At 51.5% G+C, this 14,255-nt stretch carries 14 protein-coding genes and 1 pseudogene; 13 read left to right on the top strand and 2 right to left on the bottom strand.

The window, feature by feature from the left end; genetic code table 11:
* Nucleotides 1-105: 105 nt before the first annotated feature.
* The 7 genes from ACYUJT_RS07130 (at nt 106) to ACYUJT_RS07100 (ending at nt 7,109) form a co-directional block, all read left to right on the top strand.
* On the top strand, nt 106-1,818 hold the full coding sequence (locus ACYUJT_RS07130; RefSeq protein ID WP_460319947.1) for an ATP-binding protein: 1,713 nt from the start codon (nt 106-108) through the stop codon (nt 1,816-1,818).
* A gap of 119 nt (nt 1,819-1,937) precedes the next feature.
* The gene (locus ACYUJT_RS07125; protein ID WP_460319945.1) at nt 1,938-2,372 is read left to right on the top strand and encodes a BrxA/BrxB family bacilliredoxin; all 435 of its coding nucleotides are present in this window, start codon (nt 1,938-1,940) and stop codon (nt 2,370-2,372) included.
* A gap of 117 nt (nt 2,373-2,489) precedes the next feature.
* Nucleotides 2,490-3,299: an ammonia-dependent NAD(+) synthetase gene (nadE, locus tag ACYUJT_RS07120; RefSeq protein WP_460319942.1), complete on the top strand. Its 810-nt coding sequence runs from the start codon at nt 2,490-2,492 to the stop codon at nt 3,297-3,299.
* A 195-nt stretch (nt 3,300-3,494) separates the two neighbouring features.
* Nucleotides 3,495-4,142, top strand: a complete 648-nt coding sequence (locus tag ACYUJT_RS07115; RefSeq protein WP_460319940.1) for a YIP1 family protein — start codon at nt 3,495-3,497, stop codon at nt 4,140-4,142.
* Between the two features lie 65 nt (nt 4,143-4,207).
* Nucleotides 4,208-5,227 carry an efflux RND transporter periplasmic adaptor subunit gene (locus ACYUJT_RS07110; RefSeq protein WP_460319937.1) on the top strand — a complete coding sequence of 340 codons (1,020 nt, stop codon included), beginning with the start codon at nt 4,208-4,210 and terminating at the stop codon, nt 5,225-5,227.
* The gene (locus ACYUJT_RS07105) at nt 5,224-5,913 is read left to right on the top strand and encodes an ABC transporter ATP-binding protein (RefSeq protein ID WP_460319935.1); all 690 of its coding nucleotides are present in this window, start codon (nt 5,224-5,226) and stop codon (nt 5,911-5,913) included. The genes ACYUJT_RS07110 and ACYUJT_RS07105 overlap by 4 nt, the downstream gene beginning before the upstream one ends.
* Complete coding sequence (locus ACYUJT_RS07100) at nt 5,910-7,109, top strand: ABC transporter permease (protein WP_460319932.1); 1,200 nt, start codon at nt 5,910-5,912, stop codon at nt 7,107-7,109. Before ACYUJT_RS07105 ends, ACYUJT_RS07100 begins: the two co-directional genes overlap by 4 nt.
* 81 nt (nt 7,110-7,190) lie before the next feature.
* Here ACYUJT_RS07100 and ACYUJT_RS07095 read toward each other — a convergent pair whose 3' ends face one another.
* Nucleotides 7,191-8,015, bottom strand: coding sequence for an alpha/beta fold hydrolase (locus ACYUJT_RS07095; protein WP_460319929.1), 825 nt, complete (start codon nt 8,013-8,015; stop codon nt 7,191-7,193).
* A 207-nt stretch (nt 8,016-8,222) separates the two neighbouring features.
* Here ACYUJT_RS07095 and acpS point away from each other — a divergent pair, with 207 nt between their 5' ends.
* Both acpS and mutY read left to right on the top strand, forming a co-directional pair.
* The gene (gene acpS, locus ACYUJT_RS07090) at nt 8,223-8,615 is read left to right on the top strand and encodes a holo-ACP synthase (protein ID WP_460321542.1); all 393 of its coding nucleotides are present in this window, start codon (nt 8,223-8,225) and stop codon (nt 8,613-8,615) included.
* 22 nt (nt 8,616-8,637) lie between these two features.
* Entirely contained in the window at nt 8,638-9,816 is a 1,179-nt protein-coding gene (gene mutY / locus ACYUJT_RS07085; protein ID WP_460319927.1) for an A/G-specific adenine glycosylase, read from the top strand.
* 170 nt (nt 9,817-9,986) lie between these two features.
* Here the strand turns inward: mutY and ACYUJT_RS07080 are convergent, their stop codons facing one another.
* Complete coding sequence (locus ACYUJT_RS07080) at nt 9,987-10,202, bottom strand: hypothetical protein (protein ID WP_460319925.1); 216 nt, start codon at nt 10,200-10,202, stop codon at nt 9,987-9,989.
* Nucleotides 10,203-10,701: 499 nt separating this feature from the next.
* Here ACYUJT_RS07080 and ACYUJT_RS07075 point away from each other — a divergent pair, with 499 nt between their 5' ends.
* The 4 genes and pseudogenes from ACYUJT_RS07075 to queG all read left to right on the top strand — a co-directional run bounded on the left by ACYUJT_RS07075 (nt 10,702) and on the right by queG (nt 14,252).
* Complete coding sequence (locus ACYUJT_RS07075) at nt 10,702-11,133, top strand: GNAT family N-acetyltransferase (RefSeq protein WP_155611909.1); 432 nt, start codon at nt 10,702-10,704, stop codon at nt 11,131-11,133.
* Nucleotides 11,134-11,332: 199 nt separating this feature from the next.
* Entirely contained in the window at nt 11,333-11,995 is a 663-nt protein-coding gene (gene lepB, locus ACYUJT_RS07070) for a signal peptidase I (protein ID WP_460319921.1), read from the top strand.
* 26 nt (nt 11,996-12,021) lie between these two features.
* Nucleotides 12,022-12,462 (top strand): ribonuclease HI, encoded by a 441-nt coding sequence (gene rnhA / locus ACYUJT_RS07065; RefSeq protein WP_460319918.1) that lies wholly within the window; start codon nt 12,022-12,024, stop codon nt 12,460-12,462.
* A 33-nt stretch (nt 12,463-12,495) separates the two neighbouring features.
* Nucleotides 12,496-14,252: pseudogene (gene queG, locus ACYUJT_RS07060) on the top strand (tRNA epoxyqueuosine(34) reductase QueG).
* The last annotated feature ends 3 nt before the right edge of the window (nt 14,253-14,255 follow it).

Raw genomic sequence — 14,255 nt, 5'->3', positions numbered from 1 at the left:
AAAAACGCAGAAATCAATTTCATTAAACATGAAATATTGTAAAACTTTGTCGGCTGTGCTTTAATCGAATTTAGTATAGTATTCTTCCGCCTGAGGAGGGAGAACTTGGATGCAGTAAAAGAGATTGTGATGCAAGTTCTGATTGCCGGTTTGCCAGCATTCCTGTTTCCGTTGCTATACGGGAAAGGGAGCAATTCCGGGCGGCGGTTCGCCAGCTTTGCCCCGGAGACGATCCGTTCTATGATGCTAGCGGTTCTTTGCACTGCCAGCATGCTGCTTTGCGCCCTGTTCTCCAGTCCTTATGATCATGTTATTCCGATGGAATTCGGGAGCCTGCCTTTGTTTGCACTATTGTTATACGGCGGACTGCGTGCGGGGATCGCCGCAGCCGTCTTCCGGGTAGCCCTGTTTCCGCTCTATGCCGTCAATTACGATTTTACGGGCTTGTTGTTGGAAACGGGGCTGGTGCTGTATCCCTTCATCTTGATATTGTCCAGGCGGTTTAAAGGCATGCAGCGTCGTGACAAGGCGGTAGCCCTGTTTCTATGGTTCGCTGCGGCTCAAATGGCGGCTATGGTCTCTCCGTTATTGTCCGGCAGCATTCAACAGACTCATGTTCCCGACCTCATTCTTGCTGTTATTCTCCATTTGGCTGCTGCAGCCATCGCGGGCGGCTTGTTCAGCTATTACGTGGAGGGTGCAACCGAGATGGAGCAGTTGCGCGGACAGGTGGCGGAGCTATCGATGAAATATATCGGAGAAGCGGACAAACTGCAGCAAATCATGGATGCCGCTCCGTTAAATATCATTTTGATCGATCGGCAGGGCTGCCTTGTCTCAGTTAACGACACATTTCTTCAATTATACCGGAATGAATATCCTTCCGCGACTAGGGAAGATTTAATCGGCAGAAAGCTCGTCGGGGAATGCGGCGGATTCGATATAGCCCTGATCGCTTCGCGGGTCGAGAAGACACTGGGGGAGGGTGCCAAGACGACGGAGCTGCTGCAAAAAGAAGAGAAAGTATTCTTTACGAGTACCTCGCCGATTATTGAAGGCTGCACCAGCGAAGTGATTGGCGTTGTGGTCATCGTACAGGATATTACCGAACTCGAGACGCTGCGGATGGAGCTGATCCATGTGGAACGGCTAAGTCTTGTCGGTCAAATGGCGGCCGGAATCACCCATGAAATACGCAATCCGATGGCGGTGGTCAGAGGCTTCCTGCAACTGATGCGCGAGAAGAGCGCGAATGATCTGGATCATTATTATCGGATCGTAATGGAGGAGCTTGACCGGGCGAACGGCATTATCAATGATTTTCTGGCGTTGGCGCAAAACCGGATTGTGACGAAGGAGCTATGCAGCCTGCATCACATCATCGAAGAGTTGAAACCGCTGCTATGGGCCGATGCTAATTTGCGCGGGCAGAGCATCGAGGTCAAATTGGATGAGCGCGTCCCCATGCTCTACCTGAATACGAAGGAAATCAAGCAGCTAATCCTCAATTTGGCCCGAAACGGCATGGAAGCGATGGGGGAAAAGGGACTTCTGACGGTAAGCACGCGTTTGGACGAGGATGGCGTCAAGCTGTATATTGCGGATATCGGGGCAGGGATTTCTCCCGCGCAGCAGCAGAAGCTGTTTGCCCCTTTTTACACGACAAAGGAAAAAGGGACCGGATTGGGTCTACCGTTATGCCTCAGCATTATGGAACGTCATGGCGGTAAAATCACCGTTCGGTCAAGGGAAGGACTCGGCACGACATTCATTTCCGTTTTTCCGGTCGATACAAGCTCTTCGCAAGGGAGGAACTGAGGAATCGCCACACTTTAAGTTGCTTTCCTCCTTTAGGAATGTATAATAAAGTATAGCCAAACACAGATGAGATAAAAGTCACAAATCTGTGTCAATCAGTGTTTAAGGAGTGAAAGTACATGTCCATGTCATTTGACCAATATATGCGCGATATGGTTCAGCCGATGAGAGACGAACTAACCGTCTTGGGAATTCAGGAGCTAAGAACGCCGGAGGATGTCGAGGCTAAGCTGCCTGCAATGAAAGGAACGGCACTTGTAGTCGTGAACTCGGTATGCGGCTGTGCCGCCGGGCAATGCCGTCCGGGCGTTGCCAAAGCGCTGCAGCATGATTTGACGCCGGATCACCTCTATACGGTATTCGCCGGACAGGATAAGGAAGCGACAGCTAAGGCTCGAGAATATTTTGCGCCATACCCGCCTTCATCTCCTTCCATTGCGCTGCTGAAAGATGGCGAGCTTGTTCACTTTATCGAGCGTCATCAAGTTGAGGATCGTTCGGCTGAGGAGATTGCTGCTGACTTGACCAGCGCATTCGACCGTTTCTGCCGCTAAGGAGAGTCGTCAAGCCCCGCTGATTTCGGTATTTTGCCGATTGGCGGGGCTTTTTTAAGATATGAGGATGCTGAAATATTATTTATGTTGATTATAAAAGGAAAGAGGGATTAGGCCATGGGCATGCAGCAGGAAATCATTGCAGAGTTGGGGGTAAAGCGAAGCATTGACGTAGATGAGGAAATTGCGGCTCGCGTCGAATTTCTGAAAAATCACGTGAAGAGCTCGCGGGCAACCGGGCTGCTGATTGCCATTAGCGGCGGATTAGACAGCGCTGTAGCTGCAGGGCTCTGCAAACGGGCAACGGATGAACTGACACAAGAGATGGGAATGGACTATATGACATTAGGCGTCTTTCAGCCCTATGGGGAGCAGGAGGACATCGAGCACAGCTATGAGACGGCAAGGACGCTCGGGCTTACACATACGCTGGAGACGAATATCGAGGATACAGCAGATGAGATCGCCCTGGAAGTGGAGCACGGGATGAGAAGCATCGGCCAATTCAGACATTTGAGCATACCCGGCAAAGGGAATGTAAAAGCCCGTGCGCGAATGATTATGCAGTATGCTTTGTCCAACGAGCTCAATCTGCTTGTCGTTGGCACCAGCCATGCGTCGGAGGCTGTCGCTGGCTTTTACACCAAATGGGGAGACGGCGCTGCCGATCTTATGCCGCTCGGCTCATTGAACAAACGTCAAATCCGTCAGATTGCTGTGGCCCTGGGCATCCCGGACAGTATCATCCACAAGGCCCCGACAGCGGGTCTATGGGCGGGACAAAATGACGAGCAGGAAATGGGCGTCAGTTACGAAGACAATTGCGATTATTTGGAGGGAAGGGCGATAGACCCTAGGGCGCAGAAGCGACTGGAGTCCTATTTTTTGAAAACAAACCATAAACGTAATCCGATTCCTCGTATATAGCGTGAAGAGACGAGTGAGAAGAGGCCCTGTGTCCTTTATGGAACAGGGCTTCTTGTTATTACATAGACGAAGCTGGCGCGTCTGAAAATTTGTTGAATCTTTCTTTTGGACTAAATCGTATATATAGCTAGAGTGCGGAAATTTTCCATGGTATATTTTAACAAAAAACAATTCATAGAAAAGGGAGGAGTAAGCTTGAAAAATATAGTGACGATATTTTCTTCGCCAAGAGAAACCTTTGAAAGAGTAAGAGGGAGTAAGGTAGTCTGGATCCTGCCGACGGTTCTTGTATTAGTCATTAGTCTTGTTTCGCTTGCTATTCAGATGCCTTATTTGCTGGATTACACCAGGCAAGCATGGCTGAAGATGGGGACGATAGATCCCGCGCAGATCGAACAGATGCTAGGCTTGACCGTTACAACAACTTATGTTGGGGGTACTGTTGGGATCGTCGCCATGCTGTTTTTTGTGGCGCTCCTGCTCGTATTATTGAACCTGATCGTACGGGGCGAAGGGAAGTATATGCAATTCGTCAACGTGGTTGCTTATGCGAATTTGCCGGCTGTCATCGGCGGATTGTTGACAGCTGTATTACTGGTAGCCATGAATGCTCAATCCCTGTCTGATGTTTCGCTGAGCCTTGGGGCGCTTGTGGCCGACAAGACGGGCATGGCATATCGCATACTATCGTTAATTAATCCTTTCACGATATGGGGTCTGTATTTGTATATCGTGGGTGCGGCAACCATGATGAATCGTCCCCGGAAGAAGGTCGCAATTTGGATCGTGGCGGTCTGGTTAATTTACTCGCTCATTACGGTTCTTTCGGCTCCAGCAGTCTAAGTACATAGGATAGGGTGATTATTTTGTTAAGGAAAAAGTGGTTTTGGGGTGCCATACTGGGTTTAGTGATCATTGTATTAGTTATCGTTAATATGGCGAATATGAATCGGGCTGTAGCCGTAGAGATGACCGAGGCATTTGAAGGTCTGATTACGGAGGAAATTTTTACGAGCGGCAAATTGGAAGCAGGAAAGAGTACGGATGTTTACTCGCCGACCAGTGGAGTTGTTGAGTCGGTTGATGTGAAGCAGGGCGACACGATCACCAAAGGGCAGGTTCTTATGACGCTGCAAATTGACGACGTCAAGGACCAAATTGAGAAGGAGCGCCTCAATATCGAAATGATCGAAACGGAGCGCCAGAATGCGAAGAAGCAGCATTTCGAAATGTTCAAGCAGCAGGTGACCGAGGATCCAGCAGCGGACATCGAAGATTTGGATTTATCGTCCTATGATCTGCGGATTCAGAGCAGCAAATTGACGATCGATTCTTTAGAGAAACGCCTGAACAACCGCGTCGTTAGCTCCCAGGAAGAGGGCGTACTGACACAGATGCTCGTTAACCCCGGCCAAATGATTGCGGAGGGTGGCCAAATTGCCACCGTCGTAGACTTGTCGTCTTACAAAGTCAAAGCGAATCTTAACGAGCTGGATGCTGGCAAAGTCTTTGAAGGCATGAAGGCAGTAATTACCGGGGAATCGATCACGGAGAGCTATGAAGGGGAAGTAGCCTACTTGTCGCCGATCGCCGTCCTGGTTGATCCAACCTCTAAAGATGCTTCCGTTGAAATGACGGTAGAGCTTAATCGCATATCGCCGGAGCTTCGTCCTGGATACAGCGTGACGATCGAGCTGGAAATCCCGGATAAGGAGCGGTTGCTTCTCCCGCTGGACACGGTTCAATATGATGGGGACAAAGCTTTTGTATTCAAAGTTCAAGACGGAATCGCAGTCAAGACCGATGTGACGACGGGCAAAGAGAACGAGGAATATGTCGAGATCGTATCCGGGGTCACTAAGGGGGAAAGCGTCGTATCGGAAGGGGCCAAGCAGCTCCGGGATGGCGATAAGGTGAAACTGCAATGATTACTTTAAAGGACATTTCGAAAATTTATAAGAACGGCGAGTTGGAGGTACAGGCCCTGCAGCCGCTTAACTTGAAGGTGGGGCAGGGGGAGTTCGTCGCGATTATGGGTTCGTCCGGATCCGGCAAATCCACACTAATGAACATTATAGGCTGTCTCGATGTGCCGTCTTCCGGTGAGTACATGCTGGATGGCGAAGAAGTCCATACTTTGGACGAAGAGCAGCTTGCACGGGTGCGCAACCGCAAAATCGGCTTCGTCTTCCAAAGCTTCAACTTGCTCGGCAGGCAGACGGTGCTGCAGAACGTAACGCTGCCGATGATGTACGCAGGGATCGGCCGGGAGCAGCGCAATGAGCGGGCGCTTGAACTCTTGAAAAAAGTTGGGCTGGAAGGGCGCGTTAAACACCGGCCGACCGAGTTGTCGGGGGGACAACGGCAGCGGGTGGCCATAGCCAGAGCCCTGACGATGAATGCGCCGATCCTGCTTGCGGACGAGCCGACCGGTAACCTGGATACGAAATCATCCCATGAAATCATGCAGCTGTTCAAAGAGATTCATCAAGAAGGAACGACTATTGTACTTGTAACCCACGAGCCTGATATCGCGGAGCACGCAGATCGAATCCTGCTCTTCGGCGACGGGCAAATGCTCAAAGATACGCGCAAAGGGAGTGTAGTCACATGAGCATATGGGAGAGTATATGGCTCGCTCTTGATAACTTGCGGCTGAACAAGCTCCGTTCGTTCCTTACAATGATCGGTATCGTGTTCGGCGTCGCTGCGGTAGTGACGGTCGTATCGATTGGCCAGGCGGGTCAAAGTTCTATTTTGTCCATCGTGTCTGTTTATGAAGAAGGTTACTTTGTTGTTTATCAGAATCAGATGGACAGCAGCAGCAGCGGCCGGACTGATTTTCGCCTTCGCGATCTGACGGAAATTCGCAAGCTGGATGGGGTCCGGTATGCGTCTTCATCCCTGCCGTACTCCATGACGATGAAGTATAAGAAGGACACGCTCCGTTTTACGATTACGGCTACGACCTATCAAACGAGTAGGATGCAAAAAATCGATATCGTTGCGGGACGTTTCTTTACTTCCCAAGAGGAGCGGGGCAGGCAAAAAGTCGTTGTGGTGGAAAGTAAGTTTGCCGAAAAGGTGTATGGCTCGGAAAGGGCGGCCATCGGGCGGAAGCTGGTACTTTCGGATGGAACATTCCGCGTCGTCGGCGTCTATAAGCCGCAGGATTCCATTTTGAGCGGGATGCAAGGGGAGCAATATTCTGCTTTTGCGCCAATTACGGCTATGCCTCCGGGTAAAAACGGAGAGGGCGAGCGCTTCCAGGCGCTTGAGGTCGTTGCCTCCTCGCCGGAAAAAACCGATGAGGCGGTAAAAACGGTGAAGAAGTGGCTTGCCGATCTGAATAATGTAGATGTCAACGCTTATGCATCCCAGACTGGGAAGGAAGCGGAGCAGATGGTATCCAGCACCTTCTCGATCCTGCAGACGATCATCGGCTCGATCGCCGGTATTTCCTTGCTGGTCGGCGGAATCGGCGTCATGAACATCATGCTCGTCTCCGTCACAGAGCGGACGCGGGAAATCGGGATCCGCAAGGCGATTGGAGCTACGCCGGGCACGATCATGCTGCAATTCATGATCGAAGCGGTCGTGCTGTGTTTCATTGGTGGAACTGCTGGCGCGCTGCTGGGACTCGGGGCAGCCTTTCTCTTCTCGACGATTTCCGGCTGGCCGTTCGTTGTATCGTTATGGGCCATTTTGCTGGCGTTTGGATTCTCCGCAGCTGTAGGTATCTTCTTTGGCCTGTACCCGGCCAATAAAGCATCCAAGCTGCATCCGATCGAAGCGCTGCGTTATGAGTAAAGAGAGTCGTTAACGATGCGTTTGAGTTAATACGCACAAGCCGGGTTATCCGTATGAGCGGATAACCCGGCTTTTTTCGATCTATAAAACGATGGACAACGTTTGGGATACAAACAACAGGCTTGCCTTGATGGCTTCTTCCAGCGGCAGAGTCGTTCCCTGGAAAGGATGGACGGTATTGAAAGTATGATTGCCTCCTGGAATGTGAATCCAGGGAATGTCCGGCCTGATGGACACCAGGCGGCTTGAGCCTTGACGTAGATGTGCTCCGTCATCCGAGCCCTGGATCAGGGCAACCTTGAAGGCGGCCGAGGGGATGCGGCCAAGTATGTCATAGCGCTCCTTCTGGCGATCCATATCTTTCAGGATGGCAACGTCAAGCGGCATCTGCTGCCCTGTTCGGCCGTTCATCACATAGCTTCGTCCATTCTCGCGCATTTCCCGCTTCTGGGATTCCGTGAACACATCGAGGTTCGTTACTCCGTTCCAGGACAGAACGCCGGTCACAATGTCTGGATGATCGAGCGCGTACACGAGAGACACGCCGGCACCGCGGCTATGTCCGAGCAAGAACAGCGGCAGGCTGCTCAGCTTCTCGTCCTGATTCAGGTGGGCGATCAATGCGCCGAGATCGGTCAGCTCCCGTTCATATGTATTCGTTGCGAACCGTTCGAGCTCCGTAAATTCAAAGGGGTCGTCGCCGATTCCGTTATGGGAGAAGTTGAACGTGATCACCTCGTGCTGCTTGCTTAGCTGTTCAGCGACGTAAGGGAACATGCCCCAGTCTTTAAAGCCCTTGTACCCGTGAGCGATAATGATAAGGCTTGCTGCCTCTTCCTGGGCGGGGAATCGGGTACAGCGCAGCGTATGGCCGCCTTCCAGTTGAATATTGAAATTCATCGGCATGATCAAACGCATCCTTTCGTGACAGGTTTGAGACGGTTAATCCTTATTTGGTGTTATTATACCATACGGTGCTGGCCTTATCAGCGTTCAAAGCATAAGCGCTGAAGGCTCTCGCTTCACAGAATGTTCCCTGTTACAATTGTGAAGGGACTCGTGATACCGTTGAACGGGAATGCGAATACAGCTTTCTCAAAGGAAGTGATGTTGTTGATATATGGCATAGGTCATGATGTAGTTGAAATAGAGCGGATTCGAAAAATACTGGACGGAGCCTCGGGGGACAGGCTGATGAAGCGCGTGCTGACTCCGGAGGAGCTAAAGCTGCCTGGCAGCACGTCGCGACCTGCGGAATTTCTGGCCGGTCGGTTCGCGGCCAAAGAGGCGATTAGCAAAGCTTTCGGCTGCGGCATCGGCAAAGTGCTTGGCTTCACGGACATGTCCATACTGCCGGATGCTCAGGGGAAGCCTCACGCCGTATTGACGCAGGAAGCATGGCAGCGGCTCGGCCTGGCGGAAGGTTCGGCAGGCTATGCCGTGCATCTCAGCATAACGCATGAGCGGCAGCTGGCTTCGGCGTTCGTCGTCGTGGAGAGAGTGTAACGAAGGGGAGAGCTATAGGAACATGGAAGAGAAATGGAGCAAGGAGAGCAGAGAGTATTTCAGCACGGAGCTGCTGTCCTGGTATGAACGGTCCAAGCGGGATCTGCCGTGGCGCAGGCATCGCGATCCCTATTATATTTGGATTTCAGAGATTATGCTGCAGCAGACTCGCGTAGATACAGTAATCCCGTATTTCCTGCGGTTCATTGAGCGTTTTCCGACGATAGCGAGCTTGGCTGATGCGCCGGAGGAGGACGTGCTAAAATGCTGGGAAGGACTCGGCTATTATTCCCGGGCCCGGAATTTGCAGGCGGCCGCCCGCCAGGTGATGGAGTACCACGGCGGCCAGATGCCTCGCGACAAAGCGTCTGTCGCGGCGCTTAAGGGAGTTGGCCCGTATACGACCGGAGCGATACTTAGCATTGCCTTCGATCAGCCGGAGCCGGCAGTCGACGGAAATGTAATGCGCGTGCTCTCGCGGTATTTCTTCATAGAAGAGGATATTATGAAGACGCGAACGCGGATGCTGATGGAAGGGCTCGCGGCGTCGCTCATTCCGGCAGGCCGGGCCGCTGATTTCAATCAGGCGTTGATGGAGTTGGGGGCGCTGGTATGCACCCCGAAAGCCCCGCAATGCCTGACATGCCCGGTCATGGTGCATTGCTCGGCGCGCCTGGAGGGTGCCGAGCTTCGCCTGCCGGTGAAGAGCAAGGCGAAGCCGCCGCGGCCCGAGCAACGGATCGTCGCCCTCGTGGAGGGCGAAGGAGACAGGGAGGGACGCGTGCTCGTGCGCCGGCGGCCGGACACGGGGCTGCTTGCACGGATGTGGGAGCTGCCCCACGTGCTGGCGGCGGCGAAGCCCGGCGAGGGCGCCGATTTGCCGGACGGCGCGGCGATGAGCCGTCTGGCGGGAGCGCTGGCCGAGGAGGGCACGTACGTCCGGCCAGAAGGACCGTTTATGGCGGCAGAGCATATTTTTAGCCATATCCATTGGTATCTGCGCGTATTCCGCTTCCAGGAGGCGGCCGCCTTGAGCGCGTTGGCCGGCTTTGCTGAATTGGCGGTGGCGGAGCCCAGGGCCGCATATGATGAAGGGGAACGGGCTGAGGAATATCGCTGGATTACAGCCGAAGATATGGAGGAGCTTGCGTTTCCCAACGTATTCTTGAAAATTCTTCATCAATATTTCAATGACAAATAGCAGAGTTAACTATAAAAGCAGACCAGGAATCGGGAACGTTCTTGGCCTGCTTTTTTATGCGGGTTATTGATTGTGAACCTTAGCTGGTTCTTGTTTCGGCCGTTGGCATCCGTATATGTGCAAGTTGGTGTCGAACAATGCCGGAACTTGCATGTTTCTGGCTGGTTCAGCTATTCGAGCATCCGGTTCTCAACGTCCTTCATATTGTTCTGTTGGTCGGTTTCCCGGTGCTGTGGCTCAACGACTTGTCCTTTTTCCGTTGTAGCATCGCCGCTAACGCTGCGTACGAAGCTGGTGAATTGCAATTTTTGCTTGTCAGCCTCCTGCTTGGCCGCAAGCAGCTCCTGCGGATCATTGGTCAGCGGTTTTAACGTGTCATCGGTCAATGTAGATCCTCCTTTCAGGGTCATATATTTTAAGATTACCCGAAGCGCTGTTTTTCAATCGGTGTTCATGACGAAGGAAAAAAGGCTGCGAAATGTCCCCGTTATCACTGCCAAGTATGTTATAATGTGTGGCAGGCCTTTCCTGGATTGCACTTCGTTTATAACCTCACTGTTAATTTCCGTTTAAGAACCCTCTGAAAATGGAAATATTCCTCTTGAAGTTAACATCTATTTAACAAAACCTATTTTTGGTAGATCCCTTTTTTAATGCACTTTCATTTCCAGTATTAGCATTAATTCTATCGATAAATAATGTAAACGCTTAATATAAAGCGCTTTCAGAAGAAAAATGGTGTATTTCCCTGATTATTATGGTTTAATGGACAAGTAAGGAGTTTTTCCTCGTTTTTTGTCTAGATTTAATTATTCGTTGGATGTTAAAAATGGACCGTGTGTTTTACATGATTCTATCAAAGCAAAGGAAAAGGGAGATCATAGCATGCGTATTCGTTCCTTCCAGTTGAGTGATGCCAATCAAGTGATGGAGCTTCTGCAGGTGTCCTTATCAGAGCAATGCTACGAAGACACTAAGCGGGCTTTTGCCAGACAATTGTCCTGGGATTCGGAATTAATCATGGTTGCGGAAGCCGAAGAGGAAATCGTTGGGGTTCTAATCGGGACGATCGATCAAAATCTAGGCTGCATTTATCGGACTGCGGTTCATCCCGAATACCGTCGTCAAGGGTATGGCAAGAGACTGGTTAGCGCTATGGAGCAGCGGTTCCAGCAGCGCAACGTTCGCCGAATCGTTGTAGCTGGCGATGAACACAACAAAGCCGTTATGCCGCTATATGAAGCGATGGGATACGGAGCAAGCAAGTTTCTGGAAGCGTTCCATAATTTGGGTATCGCAGCAGTCCGTTCGCTGTAAGGTTCTATAAATAAATCCAATGCCGTGCTGCGGTTAAATTGGATAATGATCTCATTTGATGAAGAAGCATATCTTCCGTCCGTTGCAATTGGGCGATAGATATGCTTTTCTATTATTATGCCTTATTTTTGATAAGCAGGTCGTTTTTAGGCATGGATTTAAATGAATTCAATGGATTACGATATAAAAGAGGTGCAGCATGAAGCCAATCAATTTACCGGATCACCGGGATACGGAGCATCCGGAGTATGTTCGCAAGCGAATTGAGGTTGAAAAGGATTATGCGGAAGCCAAGGGGCATGCAGCCGATGAATCTGAGCAGCCCGTTCTTCAGAACAAATGGGTTCGTGAGCTATGGGACTTGGGTAAGACGGCCGCAATTGCATTTATTATTATGCTTCTACTGAATATGTTCGTGTTTAACCTGTCGATGGTGAAGGGCGAATCGATGCAGCCGACACTGGAAGAACGGGAACGGTTATTCGTAGACAAAATCGTCTATTCTTTCTCATCACCACGGAGCGGTGATATCGTAGTACTCAAAGATCCTAGCACCGGACCTGATAAGAAGCATTACCTTGTCAAACGGGTTGTTGCTGCCCCTGGGGAAACGGTGGAAATCCGCGATCATGTCCTATACGTGAACGGACAAGCCCTGAACGAGCCTTATACTGATGTGCAGATCGAGGATCAGGATTTTGCGGAAATCAGGCTTGGAGAGAACGAATATTTCGTGATGGGAGACAATCGCCACTACGGACGCAGCAAGGACAGCCGCAGCTTCGGAAGCGTGCAGAAGAAGGATATCGTCGGCCGCGCAGAATTTGTGTTCTGGCCGATTACTAAAATAAGAGGTTTGTAAAAATACAGTAGGTTGGAGGATATCCCGTGAAGGAGATTACGATTTATACCGATGGAGCTTGCTCCGGAAATCCGGGCCCTGGGGGCTGGGGAGCCGTATTGATATATAACGGACACCGTAAGGAACTATCGGGCGGCGAGCCGATGACAACGAATAATCGCATGGAGATACAGGCGGTCATTTCGGCATTGGAGCAGTTGAAGGAGCCTTGTCGTGTAAAGGTTTACAGCGATTCGGCATATGTCGTCAATTGCTTTAAGCAGGGATGGATTCACAACTGGCTGAGAAACGGCTGGAAGAACAGCAAAAACCAACCGGTCGAGAATCAAGAGCTCTGGCAGGAATTATGGCGCTTGATGCAGATTCATCAGGTCGAATATATCAAAGTTAAGGGACACAGCGATAATGAACTGAATAATCACTGTGACTTCTTGGCGAGGGAAGCGATTAAGCGGATGTCCCGGTAAATATCTGCTATTACATCTAAGGAGGGATCGGGGATGACGGAAACGCGACCTATTGCTGAAGGGGGGCAGAGCAGTTCGCAGGACTGGGCCAAACTGAAGCAGGAGATTAAGGATGCCGCATATTCCATGGGAATCGATGATATCGGGTTCGCCTCGGCCGATCCGTTCCTATCATTAAAGAATGTGCTCCTCGATCGCCGGGTCAAGGGTTATGAATCCGGGTTTGAGGAACCCGACATCGATAAAAGGATACACCCTGAATTGTCGCTGGAGCGGCCGGCTTCCTTGATTTCCATTGCGGTAGCGTATCCTTCCAAGCTGAACAATCCACCGAAGTCGGAGCCAGGCCTCCGCCGGGGGATTCTAGCCAGATCGGCTTGGGGCCAGGATTATCATACCGTACTGCGCGAGGCGATGGCCCGGCTGGAGCAATTCATCATGCAGCGGGTAGAAGGGGCCCGCATCGAAAGTATGGTAGATACGGGAGCGCTGGTGGACCGCGCCGTGGCGGAGCGGGCCGGGATCGGCTTTAAGGCGAAGAACTGCATGGTGATTTCGCCGAAATGGGGCTCGTGGATCTACCTCGGTGAGCTGATTACGAATATTCCGTTCGAGCCGGATACCCCCGTCACCGAGGATTGCGGCGAATGCACGAAGTGCATCGACTCCTGTCCGACCGGCGCACTGGTAGGGCCCGGCGAACTGAATGCGCAGCGGTGTATATCTTTTCTGACCCAAACGAAGGGCTTCCTTGAAGACGAGTTCATGAGAAAGATCGGCAACCGCCTGTATGGCTGCGATACCTGTCAGATGGTGTGCCCGAAAAATAAGGGTAAATCGTGGAATCACCGGCCGGAGCTGCAGCCTGATCCCGAAACGGTTAAACCGCTGCTTCTCCCGATCCTTGATCTGAGCAACCGGGAGTTCAAGGAACGCTTCGGCTCCAGCGCCGCCGCTTGGAGAGGGAAGAAGCCGATACAGCGGAACGCAGTGATTGCGCTGGGTAACTTCAAAGATCAGGCCGCCGTGCCGAAATTAATAGATATCATGCGAAATGATTCCAGGCCGGTATTGAGAGGAACGGCAGCTTGGGCTTTGAGCCGGATCGGCGGAGAGGAAGCGCTTCACGCGATCAGCCAGGCCGTATCTGCCGAGAAGGACGAAGAGGTGCTTGCATACCTGCAGAAAGCAATGGAAGTGCTGCAGGAGCACGAAGCAAAGCGGGAGGATGGGATGGAGTGAATTCGCACGTGGGGAAGCAGAATCGCCTGTACTATACGGAGATGGAATCGCCTATTGGCATGCTTACGCTTTGCGGGAGCGGCGATGGGCTGTGCCATATTGAATTCGGCCCATTTGCAGACCGGGCGGATTTTCTCGAAAAATGGACATATCGTTATTACCCGGAGGCCGAGTATGTACGCGCAGCGGAGCCACTGGCTCCTGCTCTGGCACAGCTTGGCGAATACTTTGCTGGGAAGCGGCACAGCTTCGATTTGGCTTTGGACATGCGAGGCACGGAATTTCAGCAAAAAGTATGGAAAGCCTTGCTGGAAATTCCGTATGGCGCAGCCGTATCTTATAAGTCGATTGCCGAGAAGATCGGCCAGCCTAAGGCAGTCCGGGCTGTTGGGGGCGCAAATAACAAAAATCCGCTGCCGATCGTTGTTCCTTGTCATCGCGTGATAGGCTCAGGCGGAGCGCTTGTCGGATATGGAGGGGGATTATCCATCAAAGAAAGCCTGCTCTCTTTAGAGCGGCAGCATCATGATTATACATTGACGACATGAGGC

It is taken from the genome of Paenibacillus sp. YSY-4.3, from assembly GCF_054767475.1.
Note: the sequence above shows the minus strand (reverse complement) of the source record. Positions and strands in the feature narration are given on the sequence as shown.